This window comes from Ruegeria sp. HKCCA4008 (assembly GCF_013033125.1).
Classification (GTDB): Bacteria; Pseudomonadota; Alphaproteobacteria; order Rhodobacterales; family Rhodobacteraceae; genus Ruegeria.
In genome coordinates this window covers 770,156-793,821 of sequence record NZ_WQDM01000001.1, presented here as the reverse complement: position 1 = coordinate 793,821, position 23,666 = coordinate 770,156, and the positions used below count along the sequence as shown (strand labels likewise).

The 23,666-nt window shown below is 57.2% G+C and carries 22 protein-coding genes; 13 read left to right on the top strand and 9 right to left on the bottom strand.

The features are described from left to right. Positions 1 to 41 precede the first annotated feature (41 nt). The 4 genes from GOW60_RS03950 to GOW60_RS03935 all read right to left on the bottom strand — a co-directional run bounded on the left by GOW60_RS03950 (position 42) and on the right by GOW60_RS03935 (position 4,496). Positions 42 to 1,103, bottom strand: a complete 1,062-nt coding sequence (locus tag GOW60_RS03950; protein WP_171228295.1) for a methyltetrahydrofolate cobalamin methyltransferase — start codon at positions 1,101 to 1,103, stop codon at positions 42 to 44. A gap of 9 nt (positions 1,104 to 1,112) precedes the next feature. Next, the gene (locus tag GOW60_RS03945; protein ID WP_171228294.1) at positions 1,113 to 2,039 is read right to left on the bottom strand and encodes a methylenetetrahydrofolate reductase; all 927 of its coding nucleotides are present in this window, start codon (positions 2,037 to 2,039) and stop codon (positions 1,113 to 1,115) included. A 25-nt stretch (positions 2,040 to 2,064) separates the two neighbouring features. After that, positions 2,065 to 2,361, bottom strand: coding sequence for a virulence factor (locus GOW60_RS03940; protein WP_117868895.1), 297 nt, complete (start codon positions 2,359 to 2,361; stop codon positions 2,065 to 2,067). A gap of 248 nt (positions 2,362 to 2,609) precedes the next feature. Further along, the gene (locus GOW60_RS03935; RefSeq protein ID WP_171228293.1) at positions 2,610 to 4,496 is read right to left on the bottom strand and encodes a PhoX family phosphatase; all 1,887 of its coding nucleotides are present in this window, start codon (positions 4,494 to 4,496) and stop codon (positions 2,610 to 2,612) included. Between the two features lie 180 nt (positions 4,497 to 4,676). Between GOW60_RS03935 and GOW60_RS03930 the strand changes: the two genes are divergently transcribed. Continuing rightward, positions 4,677 to 5,789: a Ppx/GppA phosphatase family protein gene (locus tag GOW60_RS03930; protein WP_171115826.1), complete on the top strand. Its 1,113-nt coding sequence runs from the start codon at positions 4,677 to 4,679 to the stop codon at positions 5,787 to 5,789. After that, positions 5,789 to 6,511, top strand: a complete 723-nt coding sequence (locus GOW60_RS03925; RefSeq protein ID WP_171204794.1) for an RlmE family RNA methyltransferase — start codon at positions 5,789 to 5,791, stop codon at positions 6,509 to 6,511. The genes GOW60_RS03930 and GOW60_RS03925 overlap by 1 nt, the downstream gene beginning before the upstream one ends. Here the strand turns inward: GOW60_RS03925 and GOW60_RS03920 are convergent. From GOW60_RS03920 to GOW60_RS03910, 3 genes are all read right to left on the bottom strand, one after another. Beyond that, the gene (locus tag GOW60_RS03920) at positions 6,508 to 6,699 is read right to left on the bottom strand and encodes a hypothetical protein (protein WP_152458048.1); all 192 of its coding nucleotides are present in this window, start codon (positions 6,697 to 6,699) and stop codon (positions 6,508 to 6,510) included. The two genes, GOW60_RS03925 and GOW60_RS03920, sit on opposite strands and share 4 nt — an antisense overlap. 87 nt (positions 6,700 to 6,786) lie before the next feature. Continuing rightward, complete coding sequence (locus GOW60_RS03915; RefSeq protein WP_171228292.1) at positions 6,787 to 8,688, bottom strand: multiheme c-type cytochrome; 1,902 nt, start codon at positions 8,686 to 8,688, stop codon at positions 6,787 to 6,789. Next, on the bottom strand, positions 8,685 to 9,551 hold the full coding sequence (locus tag GOW60_RS03910) for a YihY/virulence factor BrkB family protein (RefSeq protein WP_171228291.1): 867 nt from the start codon (positions 9,549 to 9,551) through the stop codon (positions 8,685 to 8,687). The genes GOW60_RS03915 and GOW60_RS03910 overlap by 4 nt, the downstream gene beginning before the upstream one ends. A 170-nt stretch (positions 9,552 to 9,721) precedes the next feature. Between GOW60_RS03910 and GOW60_RS03905 the strand changes: the two genes are divergently transcribed. The 8 genes from GOW60_RS03905 to GOW60_RS03870 all read left to right on the top strand — a co-directional run bounded on the left by GOW60_RS03905 (position 9,722) and on the right by GOW60_RS03870 (position 18,160). Beyond that, entirely contained in the window at positions 9,722 to 10,807 is a 1,086-nt protein-coding gene (locus GOW60_RS03905; RefSeq protein ID WP_152458051.1) for an AI-2E family transporter, read from the top strand. 3 nt (positions 10,808 to 10,810) lie between these two features. Continuing rightward, positions 10,811 to 11,923 (top strand): acetoin utilization protein AcuC, encoded by a 1,113-nt coding sequence (locus tag GOW60_RS03900; protein ID WP_171228290.1) that lies wholly within the window; start codon positions 10,811 to 10,813, stop codon positions 11,921 to 11,923. 116 nt (positions 11,924 to 12,039) lie between these two features. Then, a complete protein-coding gene (locus tag GOW60_RS03895; protein ID WP_171228289.1) occupies positions 12,040 to 13,017 on the top strand; it encodes a MoxR family ATPase in 978 nt (325 codons plus the stop codon). A 17-nt stretch (positions 13,018 to 13,034) separates the two neighbouring features. Then, positions 13,035 to 13,982, top strand: a complete 948-nt coding sequence (locus tag GOW60_RS03890) for a DUF58 domain-containing protein (RefSeq protein ID WP_171228288.1) — start codon at positions 13,035 to 13,037, stop codon at positions 13,980 to 13,982. Then, positions 13,979 to 14,452 (top strand): DUF4381 domain-containing protein, encoded by a 474-nt coding sequence (locus tag GOW60_RS03885; RefSeq protein WP_171228287.1) that lies wholly within the window; start codon positions 13,979 to 13,981, stop codon positions 14,450 to 14,452. The genes GOW60_RS03890 and GOW60_RS03885 overlap by 4 nt, the downstream gene beginning before the upstream one ends. Further along, positions 14,452 to 15,435 carry a VWA domain-containing protein gene (locus tag GOW60_RS03880; protein WP_171228286.1) on the top strand — a complete coding sequence of 328 codons (984 nt, stop codon included), beginning with the start codon at positions 14,452 to 14,454 and terminating at the stop codon, positions 15,433 to 15,435. The genes GOW60_RS03885 and GOW60_RS03880 overlap by 1 nt, the downstream gene beginning before the upstream one ends. A gap of 95 nt (positions 15,436 to 15,530) precedes the next feature. Then, on the top strand, positions 15,531 to 16,934 hold the full coding sequence (locus GOW60_RS03875; RefSeq protein ID WP_254443823.1) for a VWA domain-containing protein: 1,404 nt from the start codon (positions 15,531 to 15,533) through the stop codon (positions 16,932 to 16,934). Continuing rightward, positions 16,931 to 18,160, top strand: a complete 1,230-nt coding sequence (locus GOW60_RS03870; RefSeq protein ID WP_171228284.1) for a BatD family protein — start codon at positions 16,931 to 16,933, stop codon at positions 18,158 to 18,160. The genes GOW60_RS03875 and GOW60_RS03870 overlap by 4 nt, the downstream gene beginning before the upstream one ends. 3 nt (positions 18,161 to 18,163) lie before the next feature. Here GOW60_RS03870 and GOW60_RS03865 read toward each other — a convergent pair whose 3' ends face one another. Further along, positions 18,164 to 18,844, bottom strand: a complete 681-nt coding sequence (locus tag GOW60_RS03865) for a Crp/Fnr family transcriptional regulator (protein ID WP_171168009.1) — start codon at positions 18,842 to 18,844, stop codon at positions 18,164 to 18,166. A gap of 198 nt (positions 18,845 to 19,042) precedes the next feature. Between GOW60_RS03865 and GOW60_RS03860 the strand changes: the two genes are divergently transcribed. The 3 genes from GOW60_RS03860 to cls all read left to right on the top strand — a co-directional run bounded on the left by GOW60_RS03860 (position 19,043) and on the right by cls (position 23,138). Continuing rightward, on the top strand, positions 19,043 to 20,653 hold the full coding sequence (locus GOW60_RS03860) for an arylsulfatase (RefSeq protein WP_152458060.1): 1,611 nt from the start codon (positions 19,043 to 19,045) through the stop codon (positions 20,651 to 20,653). A 74-nt stretch (positions 20,654 to 20,727) separates the two neighbouring features. Continuing rightward, on the top strand, positions 20,728 to 21,702 hold the full coding sequence (locus GOW60_RS03855) for an HAD family phosphatase (RefSeq protein ID WP_171228283.1): 975 nt from the start codon (positions 20,728 to 20,730) through the stop codon (positions 21,700 to 21,702). 23 nt (positions 21,703 to 21,725) lie between these two features. Next, positions 21,726 to 23,138 (top strand): cardiolipin synthase, encoded by a 1,413-nt coding sequence (gene cls, locus GOW60_RS03850; protein ID WP_171228282.1) that lies wholly within the window; start codon positions 21,726 to 21,728, stop codon positions 23,136 to 23,138. Here the strand turns inward: cls and GOW60_RS03845 are convergent. Next, complete coding sequence (locus GOW60_RS03845) at positions 23,135 to 23,569, bottom strand: ion channel (protein ID WP_171228281.1); 435 nt, start codon at positions 23,567 to 23,569, stop codon at positions 23,135 to 23,137. The genes cls and GOW60_RS03845 overlap by 4 nt on opposite strands. Between the last annotated feature and the right edge of the window lie 97 nt (positions 23,570 to 23,666).

Below are 23,666 nucleotides of genomic sequence, written 5' to 3'. Positions count from 1 at the left end.
CCGGGCGCTGAGCCCGGCCTTTGCAGTCTGTGTCGTTCAGATCAGGCGCGGCGACGACGGCCACCACCGCGACGTCCACCTACGGGTCCTGCGGCACCCGCTTCGTCCGGTGCTTTGTTGAACCGGATCCACTCACCGCCATGTGGGTCGTTGTTGGTCAGCAGGTTTGCCGCGCGGATGGCTTCCATTTCCTTGCCGGCGCGCGGCTTGGTCGATCCCAGACCGAACATCTGCGCGAAGGTTTCATCGTCCATGCCTTCAGGCAGGATGATACCGGCCGCAGCCACGGCCTCTTTTTTCTCGGCGATCTTCTTCTGCGTCACGGGCAACGCCACCGGGTTCATGATGGCCGAGGTCATGCCCGCGCCCATCGCCATCGGCAGGAACGCGTTGTTGATGCCGTGACGGTTCGGCAAACCGAACGAGATGTTGGACGCACCGCAGGTGGTGTTCACGCCCAGTTCTTCGCGCAGACGACGGACCAGCGCGAACACTTGCTGACCGGCGGTCGCCATCGCACCGATGGGCATGACCAGCGGGTCAACCACGATGTCATGAGCAGGGATGCCGAAATCGGCAGCGCGCTCGACGATCTTCTTGGCGACGTCAAAGCGCACATCGGGGTCTTCCGAAATACCCGTGTCATCGTTCGAGATCGCCACAACCGGTACGTTGTACTTTTTGACCAGCGGTAGAACCAGTTCCAGACGCTCTTCTTCGCCGGTGACCGAATTCAGCAGCGGACGACCTTCAGCCGCCTCAAGACCGGCTTCCAGCGCGCCCGGAACCGACGAGTCGATACACAGCGGCACGTCTACCAGACCCTGCACCAGCTCGACGATCTTTCGCATCAGCGGTGGTTCGGTCTCGTTCGGGTTGGGGTTCGAGTTGTAGACAACGCCCGCATTGATATCCAGAACGGTCGCGCCAGCCGCCACCTGAGCCAAGGCGTCCTTTTCAACGGTCGAAAAGTCGCCCGCTTCCAGCTCGGCGGCCAGTTTCTTACGGCCGGTCGGGTTGATCCGTTCACCGATCACGCAGAACGGTTCATCAAAGCCCAGGACGGCTGTTTTTGTTTTTGATTCTACGACTGTTCGGGTCATGTCCGTTCCTTAGGAGTTTACAGGCTTTGCCGAAGCGCCGCCGTTATTGATCGCCCAGTTGGCGTTGGTCTTGATCCCGCCCAGCGGGAAGAAGTGCACGTTGGTGATGTTGAAATCCGGGTTGGCCGCCTTGTGGTTGGCCAGTTCGGTCACGACATCGGTCGGCTCGTAGGGCAGCAACAGCTTGGAGACATCCATGGCGCGCTTTTGCAGAACCTTCAGAGACGGCCCAACGCCACACGCGATGGCGAATTTGATCAGGGTTTGCAGCTTGGCCGGGCCCGCGATTCCGATATGTATCGGCAGATCGATGCCTGCTTCTTTCAGGCTGTCGGCCCAGGCGATGATCGGCTTGGCGTCAAAGGCGAACTGTGTTGCCAGCGCCATTTCGGCATCCGTGGTCTCGTTGAACTTCTGCTTCCAGCGCAACGCGTCATCGACGTTCTTGGTCGAACCGTCGGGGTCGATGTCCTTGTTGCCTTCGGGGTGGCCCGCCACGTGCAGGCGCTTGAAGCCCGCCTTGTCAAACAGACCGGTTTCCAACAACTGCATCGAGCTGTCGAATTCGCCGTGCGGGTTGGCGACACCGCCCGCCAGCAACAACGCCTGTTCAACGCCTGCTTCGCCCTGATACATGGAAATCCAGTTTTCCAACGTCGCCGCATCCTTGATGATGCGTGCCGGAAAATGCGGCATGACAGGGTAACCTTCCGCCGCAATTCGCTTGGCCGTCTTGACCATGTCTTCGATGGGCGTGCCCTCGATATGGGCGATGTAAACGCGTGTCCCCTCGGGCAGCAGCGCGCGGAAATCGTCGACCTTTTCGGCGGTACGCGGCATGACCTCGATCGAATAGCCTTGCAAAAAGGCTTCGACGGTCGGATTTACTGGGCCACTTTCGACCGCATCACGTTTCTTGAAGTTCAGCAAAGCCATTTCGGCCTCCCATAAAGTCTGGGGCTCATGCCCAACCGTCATTTGCGATCAGCGCTTTGACGCGGTCCTGATCGTATTCCGTTTCCAGACGCACAGCCTCGGCTTCGGCAATCTCGGCAGGATCGCCTTCGACCGCGAAAGGTTCGGCTTTGCGCCATTCGGCCAGATAGGCATCACTGTCCTTGGCGTTCACCTTCATTGCGGCACGGTCGATTGCTTGTTCAAACCGTTCTTCCAACTGCCGCTTTGCGCCACGACGGCCTTTGCCGACGATGACCTGAGCGGGAATGTCGCGCCAATACACGATGGTGACGTCAGGCATTGCTGTGATTCCTCCTAACCCGATGGGCCGGTTCTAAACTTCAATGTAGGCCTGGGTCGGTCGATTTTCGACACACGACGCTTTCCAAACGACGTTTTGCGCCCACTGCTGTGTAAGTGGCTTTTACCCAGTTTCCGGGAAAACGCGCATATCAAAATTCTCATCGTCTCTATGAAAGCGCTGCATGAAAAAGAAAAACCCCGGACGGGAAAAACCGCCCGGGGCAAGAATTGATGCGGCAAATGGCCTTAGCCGACCAAACCGCCATCTTCGCGCGTAATGGCGATAATGGCCGAGCGTGGCACCGAGTCCCCGCCTTCAGGCCAATGGCTGTTGCCATCTTCGCCCGGGTGCTGAATGCCGACAAACATCGTACGACGGTCCGGCGACCAGCTGAGACCGGTGACCTCGCATTCGTTGGGGCCAACCAGAAAACGGCGGATTTCGCCGGTGACAGGGTCGCCTGCCAGCATCTGGTTGTTGCCCTGCCCGGCGAAGTCTCCTTCGTTGCCATAATTGCCATCGGTCTGGATCCACAGCAAGCCGTTGCTGTCGAATTTCAAACCGTCGGGTGAGTTGAACATATTGTCGACGTTCACGTTCTCGGATCCGGCATAGGCGTCTTGGTGGACGGTGGGATTGCCTGCCAGAACGTACAGATCCCAGCCAAAGCCAGCGGCAGCATGATCGCCGCCAACCGGGCGCCAGCGAACGATCTGACCGTAGTTGTTCTTGTCCCGCGGGTTCGGGCCGTTGGCCGAGGTATCGTCGCCCCCTGCATTCGGCTTCACGCCACGATTCTTGTTGTTGGTCAAGCAACAGTAAACCTCGGGCGCGTTTGGATTAGCCGCAACCCACTCGGGACGATCCATGGTGGTTGCTCCAACCGCCGAAGCAGCCTGACGGGTGTGGATGCTGATCTCGGCCTGCGAGGCCATGCCAGTGCTTTCCGGCGTCAGATCAAGCCACTCACCGTTTCCATCGTCGTTGAACTTGGCAACCGAAAGTGTGCCTTTTTCCAACAGTGCGTTTGTGTCCACACCAGCGGCATAAACACCTTCCGAGACAAAGCGGTAAAGAAACTCGCCGCGTTCATCATCGCCCATGTAAACGACGACGCGACCGTCATTGTTTACTATGACTTCGGCGTTTTCGTGCTTGAAGCGTCCCAGAGCGGTCAGTTTTCGCGGAGTCGAGGTTGGATCAGTCGGATCGATCTCAACCACAAAACCAGCACGGTTCGGTTCGTTTGGGTTTTTCGAGACGTCGAACCGGTCATCAATTTTGGCCCAACCGTAACCCCAGTCTTTTGACGACACGCCATAACGTTTCAGATCAGCATTGACCTCGTGATTTTCGTCTTCGGCCGAGAAGTAACCATTGAAGTTTTCTTCACAAGCTAGGTAAGTGCCCCACGGCGTCACGCCATTTCCGCAATTGTTCCATGTTCCCTTGCACGTCGTTCCGGACGGATCGGCGGCCGTTTTCATCAAGTCATGACCGGCGGCCGGACCCGTAATGGACATTTCGGTCTGCGGTGTAACGCGGCGGTTATAGGGGCTGTCCTTCACGATGCCCCACTTGCCATCGGTGCTCGCGATTTCCACGATCGTGACACCATGCGCCATCATGCCCTTTGCGATGTCGTCATCGGATGCTGGCTTGGCGTCCGGATTGTTGCCCCACAGGATGTCACGATTGGTATATTCGTTGTTTACAACCAGCAGAACGTGACCGTCATGCAAGAAAATGTCCTGACCATCGGTATTGTCACCAAAGGCGCGTTCCTGGCTAGCAGCTGTACCACGGGTCGCGTGATCGAACTCTGGCGCGTCCGACCAAAGCGGATCGCCCCAGCGAACCATAACATCCGCCTTGTATCCAGCCGGAACAATGACCTCGTCCGCAGTCGATACGGGAATCGCCTCAAACGCGAAGCGGTTGGAAACCGCGTGAGCCCCTGAAGGAATCAGCGAGCCACCAACAGCTGTGAAACTACCCATCGCCAAAACGCCGCCCAAAAAACCGCGACGGGACAATGCGCGTTCGACAACGCGATCAAATTCACATTCTTCTGGGCGCGGATTTACGACTTCATCGAATTCGTCGAAGGAAAGGATGCGCTCATCTTTCATTGCGGTCTCCGTATCTGGCTGAGAGCTAATAGATAAACCCGAACGTGGGTTCGCCCATGGAGATCGCATCATTTTGTGAACGGCATGTGACACGCGCGTTAATTTCAAAATTGAAATCACTTGCACGTCAGCAATCCCCCGCCTAGGGTCGGGGTAACTCGAAAATCGGAGGGCGTAAAGATGGCGCCCAAGCGTCCCAAAGGTGCGGGCGCGTTCCCGAAAGCGGTCGAAAGCCCCGCGCCGGCAAGACCCGATCCGGATGCTCTTTATGCGGCACTGGATCTGGGGACAAATAGTTGCCGCATGTTGATAGCCCAGCCCAAGGGAAGTGGGTTCCATGTGGTCGACAGTTTCTCCAAATCCGTGCAGTTGGGCGCGGGTCTGGAACGCACCGGACGACTGTCGCGGGCGTCGATGTCGCGTACCGTTCAGGCATTGCGAATCTGTCAGCAAAAGCTGAAACGCAACAAGGTCAAACGGATGCGTCTGATCGCGACCGAGGCGTGCCGCCGCGCCAAGAACTCGCGCGAGTTCATCCGGCAGGTGAAGCGCGAAACCGGCCTGACGCTCGAGATCATTCAGCCCGAGGAAGAAGCCCGTCTGGCGGTGATTTCCTGTGCCCCACTGGTTTCGACCAAGACCGAGCAGTTGCTGGTCGTCGATATCGGAGGCGGCTCGACCGAATTGGTCTGGATTGACATCTCGTCCGTTCCACGGCGCGACCGACCTGCGGCCATCATGCGGCTGCATCACGGGTTTCACACTGTCGACAGCCCTTTTCCCGCGGCCAAGGTCGTTGACTGGATCAGCGTACCGCTGGGCGTCGCAACGCTGCGGGACCAGTTCAATGATGTCGAAGATGACGCGGCCCGTTTCGCGTTGATGAGTTGGTTTTTCGAAGAAAACCTTGCCGACTTTGCCCCCTACAAGGACGAACAGGCGCGCGAAGGATTTCAGATCGTCGGCACCAGCGGCACGGTCACTACTGTGGCGGCATCGCACCTGGGCCTCAAGCGCTATGACCGGACCAAAGTGGACGGGCTGCGCATGACCAGCGATCAGATTGACAAAGTCATACGCGGGTATTTAGAACTCGGCCCTCATGGGCGGCGCCGGGACCCTCGCATTGGTGAAGACCGGCAAGCCCTGATCATGTCCGGCTCGGCTATATTGCAGGCATTGCTCCGTTGCTGGCCCACCGACCGCCTTTCGGTGGCGGACCGGGGGCTGCGCGAAGGTCTGCTTTATGCGCAGATGAGCGCGGACGGTGTATTGGAAGACGGACCGTTCTGATGGCGAAGACACCAAGTGGAAAAAACAATTCGGGCCGCGGGCAACGCGACCTGAAGGTCAAGGTCAAGACAGCACGCGGGCGCAAGCTCAGCTCGACCCGCTGGCTCGAGCGGCAACTGAACGATCCGTATGTCAAGCGTGCGCAATCCGAAGGCTACCGGGGGCGCGCAGCTTACAAGATTTTGGAACTGGACGACAAATTCCGCTTTCTCGTGCCCGGGGCGCGGGTTGTGGATCTGGGCTGTGCGCCCGGCGGTTGGTGTCAGGTGGCCGTCAAACGCGTGAACGCGCTGGGCGAAAAGTCAGGCAAACGGATCGGAACCGTGCTGGGCATCGACCTGCAAGAGGTCGAACCAATCGCCGGGGCCGAAATCCACGTTCTGGATTTCATGGAAGATGACGCCGACCAGAAGGTCAAAGACTGGCTGGGCGGCAAGGCAGACGTCGTGATGTCGGATATGGCGGCGGCATCTTCGGGGCACAAGCAGACCGATCACCTGCGCATCATGGCGCTGTGCGAAACTGCCGCCTATTTCGCCTTTGACGTTCTGGAAGAAGGCGGCACTTTTGTTGCCAAGGTTCTGGCTGGGGGGGCTGAGGGCGATCTGCAAAAGTTGCTCAAGCAGAAATTCCAGAAAGTCGCCAATGTCAAACCGCCGGCGTCTCGCTCGGACAGTTCGGAAAAATTCGTTGTGGCAACCGGGTTTCGAGGCGGCTCTTAATCATCTAGCCGGATAAGATTTCCGCTCAGACGCTGTTCACGCAAGGACGTGGCAGCCATTCCCTGCAACATCAGCGTATCTCCGTGCGTCACGTATGATGGTTCCCGGTTACGCAGGTCTTCGATCCGCTGGGCTAGTGAAACCGAGCTTGAACCCGGCATCTTCCGCATTGTTGCTTCGTTGGACATGGCTCACCTCGGATCAGCACTTTGTTCTTGGCTGTAACAAGGAATTCTGCCGTCAAAATGAAAGAATTCGGGCACGGATGTGCCGGATCAACGCCCGAACTGTTGCGACAATTGCAGCAGGTTCGGATCATCAGGCAACCTGTCCAGCGCCTCTTGCAGCACTACGCGCGCAGCTTCCGGGCCACGATTGATCTGCGCCAATTGCACCAGCATCGGCCACGCCTCTGCCCTCTGCGGGTCCAGCGTCACGACCTCTCTGAACGCCTGTTCCGCCGCCTGCGCGTTGCGAAGCGTCAAAGCCATGCCCCCCAGAACAAGATGGGTTTCCGGGGCGTCCAACCTGTTCGAAATGACCTGCTGCCATTCCGACATACCCTGCCCAAGCTTGGCCCGCTGCTCAGCCGTCAAGCCCTGCGGCGGTATGCTCAGGAACTCTTTGGCGGCGGCGATGCGCACGTTTCGCAGAGGATCAGACAGCAACGGCTCGAGCCTGCGCACCTGATCTGCCAGGCTGGCCTGACGTTGTAGCGCCGCTGCATTTGCTCGTATCAGCGGGTCAACGTCCTGCAAAAGCGGCGCTGTGTCAGCCGCGATCTGTGGCGACCCAAACGGTTGCAACAGATAAGCAGCGGTCGCTCTGACGATCCCGGGCTGCGCCGCATCCATTGCGACCGCAAGCAAACCTTCGGGCGTGTCGAGCTGCCCTTCGGCCGCGGCTTTGAAAACTGTCCCATAATGCGGGCGTCGATTTGGCGATCCCGGAAACCAGCCCTCTATCTGGCTTGCGGCCCAGGCCTGATCCTGGTCTTGATGGCAGTCCGTGCAGGCATCAACGCCCAGCCCAAGATCCGGTCGCGGTATGCGAAAACTGTGATCGCGTCGACCGTCAACACCCATGTAGGTCCGCTCGATCATGTGGCAGCTTTTGCACTGGGCACCTTCGCTGTCTTCCGGGTGATTGTGATGCGCAGGCGTGTCATAGTCCTTTGCGGCAAGGGTTACGAATTCCGGATTTCCGGCAGGCGAATGGCACTGTGTGCAAACCCCGTTTCCGTCGGCTTTCAAGTCTGCGCTGTGTGGTTCGTGGCAGTTCATGCATCCGACGCCCTGCGCGTACATCCGGGATTGCAGGAACGAGCCGTAGACGTAAACCTCATCCAGAATTTGCCCGTCGGGATGATAGGAACCGGGGCGCAGCACGGCCAGATTATAAGCATCATGATACGGGGTTCCCGGAGCCGGGTTTCCGTTGCCATGCGCCTCGCGCCGGGAATGACATCCGGCGCATTGCTGTATTTCTTCTTCGGTCCGCCCCTTGCCCCAACTCAACAGAAAGCCGGCATTGGCCAGGCCATCTGAAGAACGCTTTTCCCGGACCCAGTCGATATGTGCGGACCCCGGCCCATGGCAGGCCTCGCACCCGACCCCAATTTCGACCTGCTGTGACGTGTAGCTTCTGGTTTGAGGGTCGTAGTTCTTCTCAAAACCCGTGGCATGACATTCGGCGCAGCGCGCGTTCCAGTTTTTGTAAGGGCCGGTCCAATGCAACCCGTCATCGGGCGGCAGGTCCTGATCAGGGTACAGGTGATACCAGCGCTTTTGTTCTGTGTCCCAAACAACGTCGAAACTTTGCAACCGTCCCGGTTCGGTCTCGAAAAGGTATTGCTGCAAGGGTTCGATTCCAACGACGGAATGTACGTCATATTCCGTCGTTGCACCGTCTTTTTCCGTTACGCGGGCGGTGAACCTACCCGCCTCATTTTTGAATTGGACGGACATGCCGTCATGATCGAACCGGGTACCGTTGAAATCCGCCACAACAGCGCCGTCAGCGGGGTTTGTCCAGGCCAGCGCATGGTGTGACGCGGCCCAGGCTTCGGCTTCTGGCTGATGACAGTCGGTACACTGGTCTGAACCCACATACTCTGCCGTCTGCGCCTGAACTTCACCAGCAATTGCAAGGCAGGCCAGTATCAGGGCAAATCTCATGCCGTATCTCCTTGGCTGGCTTTTTGCAGATCAATCAATGCACCGTTGTATTCGGCGCCCAAGATCAGGATCGCCGAATAGAGATACAGGAAAATCAATGCCGCCATGGCCCCCGCCAATCCAGCATAGGTAGCGCTGTAGGTGGCGAACTGGCTGATATAAATTGAAAACGCCCACCCACCAGCCGCCCACAAGACCAAAGTCAACAAGACGCCAGGCAAAATCTGCATCAGGCTGTGCCTGCGAGTCGGCAGCACAAGATGCGCCAGAAGAACGGTGCCCGCAGGAACCGCCACGGTGAACGTCCAGCGCAGGCGATCCACGGAAAACCAGTTGGCCACGGCAACTTCCGTGTGTTCAGCCACCAGTTTCGTATAGACCGGCAATACCACCTCGACCGCGGCAATGATCAGAATGGCCGACCCGCCCAGAATGACCAGCACCAGACAAAGCAGTCGGGTTTTCCAGAAAGGCCAACTGTCTTCGTCGTGGTAGGCCTGGTTCATGGCTGCACGTACGGCAGCCACGCCGTTGGAGGCAAAGTAAATCGCCAGCAGCCCCCCCAAGGTGATGACACCCGAGCCGGATCCGGCCAGAACGGCCCGCAGTTCGGCCACGATCGGATCTGCGACGTCCTTGGGCCACGCTCCGAAAATCAGGTCAATTAACTCATCGGTGACATAGCCTTGAGATAACGCCCCTGCCAGCGCCACGGTGAACAGCACAAAGGGAAACAGCGCCATCATCAGCGACATGGCCACGTGGCTGCTCATGACGAAACCGTTCTTTCTGCTGAACCGGCGGATCGACAGCCAAAGTGCCTGAACAGGTCGGCCAAATAAGGGATTCGCGGCAGTGGTCATGCTGCAACCCTAACCTGCCGAAATAGAACACAGAACCCGTCGTAAAAATCTATTTGTAGAATGAGCGCCAACAAACGCCTGAACGCATTGCATAAACAAGACCTCGCGTGCAGGATTGGGTCACGCAGGATGGGAAATGGGCACTGCTTGTGCCGGACACAGGATACCGAATGACCCCGGATCAAAAAGACATCACGGTTAGACCCAAGCTTCGATTGTCCGTTGTCCGGGATACATGCATCATCGCGACCCTGATCGTGCTGGGCCTCTATGCCGGTGCGAACTTCCTGATCCCGCTGGCCATGGCGCTGTTGGTCAATGTTCTGATCATCGCGCTGAGCGATCGCGTCGTAGCCCTGACCCGCGCTCCGGTCTGGCTGGCCAATATTGCCGGTGTGACCGTCGTTCTGGCGGGTTTGTTCATGATCATGTACGTGCTGGGCAGTCAGGCGACGCAGTTTGCACGATCCATCAGCACCTATGAAAACCAGTTTGACGGCGCGGTCGAGCGTGTAACGGGACTGGTCGGCAACGACGTGACCACCTTCATTCGTGACAATCTGGTCAGTATCGACATGTCCTATGTCGCACGCGTGTTGCTGGGCAGCGCCACTTCATTGTTGAACCAGTTCTTCCTGATCAGCCTTTATGTCGCCTTTCTGATGGCCGAACGGCTTGCCTTTCGGAAAAAGATCCAACTGGCCGCCGGAAATCCTGTCGCCGCAGCAGAGTTTTCCACCATGCTCGATGCGATTTCGGTCAGCTTGCAGCGCTATGTCGGCGTCAAAACCCTGATCAGCCTGATAACGGCAACCATCAGCTATACGGTTTTCCGCTCGCTTGGTCTGGAATACGCGGAAACCTGGGCCGTATTGACCTTTGCCCTGAATTTCATCCCCTCGATCGGTTCGATCATAGCGGTGTTTTTTCCGGCCATGATCGCGCTTGTTCAATTCGAAACGATCCTTCCCTTCCTGGTGATCGTGCTGGGATGTGGAACGATCCAATTCCTGATCGGCAATTTCCTGGATCCGGCCATGCTTGGCCGATCCCTGAACATGTCGACCTTTCTTGTCATTCTGGCCCTGACCTTCTGGACAACGGTCTGGGGTCTGATCGGCGCGTTTCTGAGCGTTCCTCTGACCGTATGCATCCTGATCGTGTTCAGCCACATCCCGGCCCTTCGACCGGTCGCCATACTGATGTCATTGGATGGCAGGTTGGGCGAGGATAACAGTCAGGCCGCAGCAAGCTAGGTCATGAAGCGCCCCCTGTTCATCGGATCGGATATCTACCGCAACTCGACCTACGGTTCAAAACACCCGCTGGCCATCCCACGGGTTTCAACCGTCATCGATCTGTGTCGCGAACTGGGTTGGTTGACGCCCGAAAACTACCGCGTCAGCCCCTGCGCAAAGCCAAGTGTATTGGAAAGGTTTCATACGCCGGACTATATCGCCGCCCTGCAAAAGGCAGAAGCGGACCAGCGTGTCACGGGCGAAACACGGGATAAATACGGTTTGGGGACTCTGTCGAACCCGGTCTTCGCCGAAATGTACCGCCGGCCGGCAACCGCCGCCGGTGGTTCCATGCTGGCCGCCGAACTGATCCGGGATGGAGGGATCGTTTTCAACCCTGCGGGCGGCACCCACCATGGCCTTGCGGACCGGGCGAACGGGTTTTGTTATCTGAACGATCCGGTTCTGGCGATACAGACCCTTTTGAACGCTGGCCTGGATCGCGTTGTCTATGTCGACATCGACGCCCATCATTGCGACGGGGTTGAACTTGCGTTTCACGGGTCAGACAGAGTTCGGATGATCTCGGTCCATGAAGCGCGGCGATGGCCTTTCACTGGCCAACTTGAGGAAGACGCCGGTGGCGCGGCCTTCAACCTGCCTGTTCCAAGGAATCTGAACGACGACGAATTCGCCGCCATTCTGGATCAATTGATCCTGCCAGCGTCCGAGGCGTTCAAACCGCAAGCCATTGTCCTGCAATGCGGGGCCGACGCCGTGGCCGAAGACCCGCTTTCGCGTTTGACCCTGTCCAACAACGCGCATTGGCGAACAGTCGCGGCGCTGAAGCCTCTTTCGCCTCGTTTTCTGGTTCTGGGTGGCGGCGGATACAATCCCTGGTCCGTGGGGCGCTTGTGGAGCGGCGTCTGGGCCACCCTAAATGATTTCGAAATTCCTGACACACTTGACGTCGGTGCACAGAAAATCCTGCGGGATCTGACCTGGAGCAGGGCCGCGGGACAGGCGCCTCACCCTCACTGGCTGGACAGTTTGCGCGACGCGCCAAACACTGGGCCCATACGACAGGAACTGAGGAAAGATTTGCACCACCTCACCGCCAGGCATTCACGGTAGATCGGTCCGCCAAAGCCTGTTAGCATTCCGATATTTCGGGATATTCCTGACCGGCTTACCCCCTGTTCCGTTATCAATTCGTTTCTTCCAGCTTGGCACCGATTGGACCACCACCCATGAATGCACTTAATCAGATACTTGATCTCAAAACCCGCATGGGCCAGTCCATCATCGGGCAAACCGAGGTCATCGACCGACTGCTGATCGGGATGCTGGCCAACGGAAACCTTCTGATCGAAGGTCTGCCCGGATTGGCCAAAACACGTGCCGTCAAGGCGATGGCGCGCAATTTGGATGCAGACTTCAGCAGGATCCAGTTCACACCTGACCTGCTGCCTTCAGACGTGACGGGAACCGAGGTGTTTCAACAAACTGACGAAGGCGGCACCTTTCGGTTCGAACCCGGGCCGATCTTTGCCAATATCGTCCTCGCTGACGAAATCAACAGGGCACCGGCCAAGGTGCAGGCCGCTTTGCTGGAGGCGATGGAAGAACGCCAGGTTACGGTTTCCGGGACCACCCACAAGATGGAACCGCTGTTCATCGTGATGGCAACCCAGAACCCTATTGAACAAGAAGGCACCTATCCCCTGCCCGAAGCGCAGATGGACCGGTTCCTGATGCATGTTCAGATCACCTATCCGCCGGTCGAGGACGAGGTTGAAGTGATCCGACTGGTGCGGGGCGAAGAGATTGCCGCCGGGAAAGGCGCGTCAAGCGAGCCACCACCGACAATCCCGCAGGACGCCGTTTTTGCAGCGCGTTGGGAAATCGGGCAGATCCATGTTTCGGACGCAATGGATCGCTATATGGCCGATCTGGTTCAGGCGACCCGGACGCCTGCGGCGCTCAGCGAAGAACTGGCCAGCTGGATCGAAATCGGTGCCAGCCCGCGTGCCTCATTGGCACTGGACAAATGCGGTCGGGCGCATGCGTGGATGAACCAGCGTGACTATGTGGACCCTGCGGATATTCGAGCCATTGCACATGACGTGTTCCGTCACCGCATCACGCTGAGCTTCGAGGCGCAGGGGAACGCCAAAACGACAGATGACGTGATCGCGGAAATCCTGCGTCTCGTCGCGCTGCCCTGACGGTTCGGGTTGGCCGGGTGCAGCGATCCTCAGCATATCCCGATGATCCCCGCATTCACGTCAATGCGGATCACCTGTTGCGTCTGGAACTGCATTCCCGTGCCCTGAGCTTTTTGCCACGTCAGCCTGCCCGGTCGATCCTGAATGGCAGACACGCATCGCGCCTGCGCGGACGCGGCCTGAATTTCGAGGAATTGCGCAACTACCAACCGGGCGACGACATCCGCACAATTGACTGGAAAGTCACGGCGCGAACCGGTGAGCCCCATGTTAGGGTCTATACCGAGGAACGAGACCGCCCTGCCCTGTTGCTGGTCGATCAGCGCGTTTCGATGTTTTTCGGAACCGAAGTCTACATGAAATCGGTCATCGCCGCCGAAGTTGCCGCAATCACCGCGCATCGCGTTCTTGGTCAGGGCGATCGTGTCGGTGGTCTGGTCTTCAACGACACAAGCGTTGCTGAGCACAGGCCGCAGCGCCGCGCGGCGGCGCTCATGCGGTTTCTGTCTTCCATCGGGGCTGCCAATTCGGCCTTGCATGCCGCCTTGAACCCGCAACCCACCGTAACTTTGAATGACATGTTGTCGGAAGCCGCGCGCATGCCCCAAACCAACGGGCTGGTGTGCCTGTTTTCCGACTGCGACGGGCTTGACGAAAGATCGGAATCCCTGCTGCGCCGCATTGCGGTCTCAAACGATCTGATTGTGTTCAACATAGCAGACAAGACAGCAAAAGGGCTGGCGCCCGATCTGAAACTCACGGTCTCGGACGGGCGCGATCAGATCGAAATCGACAGCTCCGATACCGAATTGTCCGGCAAAATTCGCAAATCCATGAAAGACAGGTTGGACCACCTGCACATATGGTCCCGTCGATACGGTTTTCCGGTTGTTCCATTGACGACCGCGGAACCTGCCCTGGATCAGTTGCTGTATCTGTTCGGACATCGCAGGGGGCAGAAATGAGCATCGACACGACAGGGAAATCTCTGGTTGATCTGCTGAATATGCTCGAGCCGGTACCGGAACCCGCGCCCGTTTCGATGTTTCCGCAGACATGGGGGTGGTTGGCGCTGGCCGTCATACTGCTTGGTCTTGTCGTACTGGTCAGTGTTCTTTTCGTCCGGCAAAGGCGGGCGAACGCGTATCGCCGCCATGCGCTGGCCGAACTGGCAGACCCGGATATCACGTCGGCAAAAGTTGCCGAAATTCTTCGCCGCACCGCGTTGGTCGCATATCCGCGCAGGCAGGTTGCAGGGATTCACGGGGATAATTGGTTGAATTTCCTTTCGCAAACCTCTGATAACAATTCCTTTTTATCAGACATTGGGCAAACACTGATCGACGCGCCGTACAAGGACCTGCCGCCAAACCGCGGCTTGACCCAGCTTGCGCGGCATTGGGTCAAGTCCCACAAACGGTATCGGGGAACGTGATGTTTTCCTTCTCTGCACCCTGGGTGTTTCTGCTTTTGCCGCTGCCGCTGCTGGTTTACGCCATTGCTCCGCCGCGGCGGGAAACAACCGCGTCCATTCGCATTCCGTTTTTTCGCCGCGTGGCCCAGGCGGCGGGCGTCGAGCCGCAATCCGGGTCAATGATCCGAACCCGGGCCCGGCTGCAAACGGCCAGCGCCGCCTTGATCTGGATGCTTCTGGTTCTGGCGCTGGCGCGTCCGGAACGTCTGGGCGACCCCATCGTGATGGAAAAATCTGCCCGCGATGTGGTTTTGGCGCTGGATATCTCCGGCTCGATGGATCAGCGCGACTTCCAGACCGGATCCGGTGCCCCGATGCAACGGTTGGAGGCGGTCAAAGAGGTTCTCAGGCAGTTCATCTCTGAAAGAGATGGGGACAGGATGGCGCTGATCATCTTTGGAACGCGCGCCTTCATTCAAGCGCCCTTCACGGAAGATCTGAACAGTTTGAATGGGTTCCTGGACCAAACTCAAGTTGGCATGGCGGGTCCGAACACGGCTTTGGGCGATGCGATCGGGCTTGGCATTCGAACTTTTGAATCCAGCGAGGTTGACCAGCGCCTGATGATTGTCCTCAGCGATGGCGCCGATACGTCCAGTCGCATGACACCCGTCAATGCCTCGGCCATTGCTGCGGAAAAGAACGTGGTTGTCTATACGATTGGTGTCGGAGACCCGAATGCCACAGGCGAAGACCGTGTCGACCTTCAGGCTCTGAAGGACATAGCCGATCGCACGGGCGGAGAATATTTCTTTGCCGACGATGTAACGGCGCTTGAACAGACCTATGCACGCATTGACTCACTGAACCCCAGAATGGTGGAAACGCAAAGCTATCGCCCCAAGCAAAGCCTTGCCCATATTCCGTTACTCATCGCGTTGATCGTCATTATCGTCAGCATGACCTGGTTCCATTTCTCACAGCGACACCGGGGGGCCGTCTGACAATGGATCTGGCTGATTTTCATTTTATCCGAGGCTATTACCTGCTACTTCTCATCCCCATCCTTGCCTTGTGGTGGCGGATCAGACCCAGACCGATGGCAGACACCAAACTGCCATCAGGGATCGCCCCGCACCTTGCAGAGGCCTTGCTGCTGGGCAAGGAAGAAAACAGGCGCATCCAGCCCATTGATGTTGCGCTGATCATTGCGGCGCTTGTCACATTGGCGGCCTCGGGCCCGACATGGTCGCGCGCGCCCAACCCGTTGATCGCAGACACGGCCCCGTTGGTGATCGCTCTCAAAGTCACTGACAGCATGGAAAGCTCGGATCTTGCGCCATCGCGGCTGGATCGGGCACGGTTCAAGATTTCCGACCTGATCACCGAACGTGCCGGCGCACGAACCGCTTTGATCGCCTATGCAGGAACGCCGCACCGGGTTGCGCCTTTGACCGAAGATGCGAACATACTTCGTCCGTTGCTTGAGGGGTTGACGCCTGCGGTGATGCCGAAGGATGGCGATGCGGCAGCCGATGCGCTTGCGTTGGCTCAGTCCATACTGGAAGACAGCGACAGCCCTGGGGCGGTGCTGTTTGTATTGGACGACCTTGATCCATCTCAGGTAACGGGGCTAAGCTTCTCTTCTTCTGATATTTTCTTTCTCACCATGTTGCCGGATGGTGGTCGTATCGCGCAGCTGGACAACATCCCCAACGCCTCAGTGGTCACGTTTTCGGACGACGATCGGGACATCAATCAACTGATGCGCCGCATTCAATCGGCCTATAGTGCTGCGCTGGATGACGATGATCGTCTGGACTGGCAGGACAAGGGCTGGATCCTGGCTTGGCCTGCTGCGGTGTTGTCTCTGCTGTGGTTCCGCAAGGGCTGGGTAATTCGTTGGGCGTTTCTGGCTTTGATTGCGTTGCCTTCATCCGGCGCGCGGGCAGAAGGATGGCGAGACTGGTTTTTCACCCCCGACCAACAAGGCCAGATCGCGATGAACCAAAAACGCTTTGGCGACGCGGCCGAGATGTTCGAAGATCCATATCACAAGGGATATGCTTATCTCAGGGATGGTCAATACGAAAAGGCATCGTCCGTGTTTTCCACGCTGGACACGCCGGAAGCTGCGTTTGCCGAAGGTATGGCCCGCGTAAGAAACCGCGAGTATCGCCCAGCCATATCGGCGTTCCAGACCGCCTTGGAACGTCGTCCCGACTGGCCCGAAGCCCAGCATAATCTCGACCTGTCCAAGGCCATCCTGGATTATGTCGAAACGACGCGTGAGCAGTCTGATACAGGGGAAGAGGCTGGCATCGGTGCCGATGATACGGTGTTTGACAACGATGCAGCACGCGGCAGTGACACCACGGTTCAAGCCCCCAAGGACGGGCCACAGTCACTGTCCGCCGACCAGTGGATCAGCATGATCGACACCGACATGCAGGATTTTCTGAGAAACCGTTTCCTTTTGGAAATTCAGGAGCAAACAGAATGAGATACCTTGCTGTCTTCATCCTGTTTCTGCCGTTGTCCGTGTCTGCACAGGAAAACTCAGCCCATCAACCTCGGGTATCGGTGGACGTCCCGAACGAGGCCGTCATCGTCGGCCAACCCGCCATCGTCCGCATCAAGGTTCTGGTTCCGACCTTCATGCCGCAGCCGCCCGTATTCCCATCATTGGAGCAACAAAATGTCCTTGTTCGCCTGCCTGAGAGGGCTTCTGGCCCGATAAGCGAAACGGTAGACGGAGAAACGTGGTCCGGCGTACAACGCAGTTATCGCCTGTATCCGCTGGCATCAGGGCCGGTTGCGTATGATGCGCAAGAGGTTGTCGTGACATTTGCCGACCCGCAGTCCAATGACCCGGTTCAGGTTTCGGTGGCGCTTCCTTCCATACAGCTAAACGCAGAGATTCCAGAGGGCGCTCAAGGTCTCGACCCGCTGATCATCGCAAGTGGTTTTTCTCTTGATCAGAAGCTGGACGGTCCGACCGATATGCAGGCCGGTGATTCCATCACACGCGAGATAAGCGCGCAGATCTCTGGCACCACGGCCCTGACAATCCCGGCGCTGACGCCGCAGGATCAAAGCCAACTGCTTCACGCCTATCCCAAGGAACCCCGCTTTTCGGAAACAGAAGACCGGGGCATCTTGTCCGGGCAGCGGGTCGAAGAAACCGTGTACATCGCCCAAGATGGTGGCGAAACACAGTTGTCGGCCGTTTCCATCGACTGGTTCAATCTGGACACCGGTCAGATCGAAACAGCATCACTTCCCCCGACTAAGCTGACACTGGCACCACCCAGGCGACAGCCGCCTGACGCGCAAACCATCATCAAATCAGTTCTTTACCTTGTCATTGTTGTATTCGCATTGTGGACATTGGGAAGATTTCTGTGCCCGCGCTATGCAACCTGGAAAACGGAACGGCGCCGCAGATATCTGGCATCGGAGAAGTATGCCGTCGATGCCTTGCGATCCGCTTTAATATCACGGGATTTGCCTGCGGTTTATCAGGCATTGGATCTTTGGAAATCGCGAAGCGCGCATCCAGAGCGTTCTTTGGATCTTGAGAAGAGCCTTATGAATATCGGTGCGGCGCGGTATTCAGCGACGGCTGGCAACGGCTCGGAAGACTGGGATGCCGCCATGCTAAACCTGGGCGCACTGAAAAGCCCGACAGAACGAAAGAGCGGGTCTTTGCCCCCGCTCAATCCTTAGACTTCAACTTTGACAGTTGCTGATCAGCTTGCGCCGGTCGATCAACCGCAGCCGGCCATACCCCAATTCCACAAGGCCCAGATCCGCCAGATGATGCAGATGTCGATGCAAGGTCGGCTGAGATACCGCAACCATTTCAGCAAGTTCTTCCTGAGACACAACAATCCATCCATCCGAACTCAAAGCGCCTTCGTCAAGATGCAGCAGACGCAGCACAAGGCGCTTTTCAGATCCCGTAACCGCAAGATTGGCCATGATGCGCAGAGCGGTCTTCATGTTTTCATGCGTCAACGCATAGAAATCACGGATGTATTCCGGGTTCTTCTGAACCAGCCTTTCCACCCGCGAGCCGGGAAAAAACAAGGTGCGGGTCTTTTGCGTTGCCACGACGCTGACCAGGCGTTTGGCTTCGGCAAACAGCGCAAGATCCCCGATCCAGAATCCTGATCCATCCTGATGCAATACGAATTCCTGTCCATCATCGGCAGGTGCCGTGATCTGAAGCGCGCCTGCGAGCACCGCATGAATACCGTTGGCGCGGTCACCGTGGTGGTACAAAGTTTCTCCGGAATCGAAGGTTCTTTGAATTGCGCACGTCATAAGATCGCTCTGAAACTTTGAATCGCGCGTGCCAAACCAGTCGGTCTTGGCCAGAATCCGCATATCGTCATCAGAATCAAACATTTGTATCTTTCAAAGTGATCATATGATAAGTTTTCGATACGTTTCATCGCGTAAAATAGCTGTGTTCACTGCTCGAACAAGAAATTGTTTTTATTCGGGCAATCAAGAACTTGCTTGCAGCTTCAAGTTATGAGCTAGCGGCTTAAATTAAATTTCAATTTTCCGGGTCATTAAGGCTCGACTGATCAGGAGCACTTCATGTCTTCTCCACGAATGATTGCAGATAATTGGCGTAGAACACTGCGCCGGTTCGCGGTGGCGACCGTAACTGTCGCCCTTGCCGTGCCCGCCTGGGCGCAAGATCAAAAGCCCAATATTCTTGTGATATGGGGTGACGATATCGGTCAATCCAACATCTCGGCCTATACAATGGGTCTCATGGGATATCAAACACCCAATATCGACAGGGTTGCCAAAGAAGGCATGATCTTTACCGATTACTACGGTGAACAATCCTGTACCGCCGGCCGTTCGTCATACATCATGGGGCAATCCGTGTTCCGCACCGGTCTTTCCAAAGTCGGCCTGCCTGGGGCAGATCTTGGAATGCAGGTTGAAGACCCAACTATCCCGGGGCTTCTCAAAGACCACGGCTATGTGACCGGTCAATTCGGCAAAAACCACCTAGGTGACAAAGACGAACATCTTCCGACAAACCACGGTTTTGATGAGTTTTTTGGCAATCTTTACCACCTGAATGCCGAAGAAGAGCCGGAAAACGAAGACTATCCGGGTGATCGCGTTTTGGCGGATGGGCGTACCTTCCGCGAGGCCTATGGCCCGCGCGGCGTCATCAAGTCCAAAGCGGATGGCACGATCGAAGACACCGGACCCTTGACCCGCAAGCGCATGGAAACTGTAGATGACGAAACCGTGGCCGCGGCCATCGACTTCATCAAGCGGGCGCATGAGCAAGGTCAGCCCTTCTATGTCTGGTGGAACGGTACCCGCATGCACTTCCGCACCCACGTCAAAGACGAGATGCGCGCCAAGGCCAATGAGTTGTCGGGGCGGGTCGCTGATGAATACACCGCCGGTATGATCGAACACGATATGCATGTAGGTCAGCTGCTGGATCTGCTGGACGAGCTTGGCATCGCCGACAACACGATCGTCCACTATTCCACTGACAACGGTCCCCACATGAACACCTGGCCGGATGCGGCTGCCACGCCGTTCTGGGGCGAAAAGAATACCAACTGGGAAGGTGGATGGCGCGTTCCGTCGATGGTACGCTGGCCGGGCAAGATCGAGGCCGGATCGGTCACCAACGAGATCGTGCATCACATGGACTGGCTGCCCACTTACCTCGCCGTGGCCGGCGATCCGGACATCAAGGAAAAGCTGAAGGCCGGCTACAGCTCATCGGGCATGGGTCGCGACTATAAGGTGCACCTTGATGGCTACAATATTCTGCCGCTGCTGACTGGTGAGACTGCGGCAAGCCCCCGGAAAGAAATCTTCTATTTCTCGGATGATGGTGACCTCACGGCGCTGCGTTTCGAAGACTGGAAACTCATCTTCCTGGAGCAGAAAGCCTGGGCCACGTTGCGTGCCTGGATCGAACCATGGACCGAACTGCGCATCCCGCTGATCGTCAACCTGCGCCGCGATCCGTATGAACGCGCGTACCGCACGTCCAACACTTATTACGATTGGCTGTTGGACCGGGCCTATTTCCTTGTGCCCGCCCAGCAATACGTTGGCAATTTCCTCAGTACGTTCCAGGAGTTCCCGCCACGTCAGAAAGCAGCAAGCTTCAACCTGGATCAGGTCATGGAGAAGCTGACAACGCCGACCAACAACTAGGCCCGGCGGCCCCACGCTGTAGGCCGCCCTGCGCAGGGCGGCCTTTTTTCAACACAACAGTTATCGAGATCTTCATGAAACACGTTCTTTTAGGTGCCTTTCTGACCTGTGTTCCCGTATCCCTGCTCGCTGATCCGCTGCCCAGTTGGAACGCCACAGCGGCAAAAGAGGCGATCCTTGGATTCGTGTCCAGTGTTACCGACGCGGAAGGACCTGACTATGTGACGCCTTCAGATCGGATCGCGGTATTTGACAATGACGGCACACTCTGGGCCGAACAGCCGGTTTATTTCCAGTTTATCTTTGCCATGGATCGGCTTTCTGAACTGGCTGAACAATATCCTTCGATCCTGTCCACACCCGTTTTGAAAGCCGCTGCCGAAGGTGATCTTGCGACGGTTCTTCAAGGGGGCCACGATGCGTTGATCGAAGTTGTCAACGCGTCACATTCGGGAACGACTGTCGAGGCGTTTCAGGCCCAAGTCGCGGAATGGCTGGCCGAGGCCCGACACCCGGACACCGGATTGCCCTATGACCAGATGACCTATCAGCCCATGGTCGAGCTGTTGCGCTATCTTCGGGACGAAGGGTTCAAGACCTATATTGTCTCGGGTGGCGGTATTCACTTCATGCGGGTTTTCGCGGAACAGGCCTATGGGATTCCGCCGGAACAGGTTCTGGGCACATATGGAAACTCGACATTCGAAGATGTCGATGGCGTTCCGAGTGTCATCAAGGCCCCCGGGATTGCCTTCATCGACGACAAGGAAGGCAAACCCATCAACATCGAACGTACGATCGGCAAACGCCCCATTCTGGCCGGAGGAAACTCAGACGGCGATTTCGCCATGCTGGATTGGACAACCTCGGGTAGCGGACCACGGCTGGGTGTTCTGATCCACCATACGGATGCCGAACGTGAATGGGCCTATGATCGGGAAAGTCCGATTGGGCGGTTGGTTGACGGTCTGGATCAGGGGCCGGACAAAGGCTGGATCATCGTCGATATGGCGAAAGACTGGTCGCGGGTCTACACTGGAGGAAACTGAACGACCCGAAAGACTTAACGCCCATGTGGACATTGCTTGTATCCATCTTCGTTTTTGCGTTGTACGCAACTGCAGTTGTGTTTTCGGTGCGCGCGGCACAAACCGCGCGCACACCGCAAGGAGCCGTTGGCTGGGTGGTCTTTTTGGTATCGGCGCCAATCTTTGCGGTTCCGATGTACCTGTTTCTGGGGCATCACAGGTTTCGCGGCTACCGCATCTCGCGCCAACAAAGCGAACGGGTCGTCGAAGGCATCAAGACCTTTGCTGACTACTCCAGACCTGACCCATCCACGATGTCGGTCAATCCACGACCATTCGAATTTCTGGCTCATCTTCCGGTATCCAGTGGCAATGGCGCTCAGCTTCTGATCGATGGTCAGGCAACGTTTGACGCCATTTTTCAGGCGATAGACGAGGCCAGGAACTATATCCTGATCCAATTCTATATCGTCAGAGACGATACATTGGGCCGACAGCTTCAGACCAAGCTGATCGAGGCTGCGAAACGCGGAGTGCATGTCCGTTTCATGACCGATGCCGTCGGCAGCTATGGATTGGCAAACACCTATCTGGACACAATGCGCGACGTCGGAATTGACGTGGCCGACCCGCGTGAACAACGCGGGCCGAATTTCAGGTTTCAGCTGAATTACCGGAACCATCGCAAAACCGTCATCATCGACGGTGAAACAGGCTTTATCGGCGGTCACAACGTGGGTGTTGAATATCTGGGCGAAGACCCGCATTTCGGCCATTGGCGCGACACGCATATCAAGATGACAGGCCACATCGTCCGGCAATTGCAGCTCATCTTTACCGAAGACTGGCACTGGGCCCGCGATGAAGACCTGATTGACGACCTCGACTGGGCAGGCAGCGAGGCCGAGCAAGACATGAATGCCCTGTTGGTGGCCACCGGACCCGGAGACGAAACCGAAACCGGCGCCATGATGTTCTTTTCGGCCATCGCCGAGGCGAAAGAAAGATTGTGGATTGCCTCGCCCTATTTTGTGCCCGACATCGACGTCATGACCGCCCTGCAACATGCAGCGATGCGCGGTGTGGACGTGCGCATCCTTGTCCCGGATATGATTGATCATCGGCTGCCGTGGTTGGCTGCTTTTGCCTATTTCGACGAAATCCGCGACTGCGGCGTGCGCGTGTTCCGATACACGGACGGTTTCATGCACCAGAAGGTTTTCGTGGTTGACGACACGCTGGCTGCGGTCGGCACGACCAATCTGGACAACCGGTCCTTCCGGCTGAACTTCGAGGCGATGGCCCTGTTTTTCGATGCCCGCGCAGCACTGGCTGTTGATCACATGCTGCGCGCGGATTTCGAGGCAAGCTATGAATTGACGCGCAGTCTGGCCCAGCAACCCGCGCATATCCGGTTTGGCGCCCCATTGGCGCGGTTGTTTGCGCCTATCCTCTAGGTAAAGAACTTCTCTTGAAAGACACGCGTCATCATCGCCACCAGATAAGCGGTCGACAGACCAAAGGCCAGAAGACCAGCAACCGCGGCAAAAGACCCAAAGATGCGCAACCCTTCGCCCAAAACGATATCGCCGTATCCCAGGGTCGTGAACGTCACCAATGAGAAATAGATGGCCGAGTTCCAATCCGGCAGAACCTCAAGCAACACCCAGACGATGGCCCAAATCCAGACCTGAATCGTGTGCGTCGCGACAATAAAGGCCAAAGATACCGCGATTGGTGTTGCCGTTCCAAAGAACACCCCCTTGGCGGACCATCTTTCATCCCACTTGATGATCGTGACGGTACACCAGGTCAACAAAAGAATCTCGACCAAGAAGCAGAGCGCCAGAAATGTACTGCCCCAAACGATCTGATGCAGCAACGTCATGTTTTTCATCCCGATTTACGACAGTTTACCGTCCGGGCAGAATGGCCCTTTGAGGTGCAGGGCACAACCCCGGCGATCGTGAGGAACGCCTGCGGCG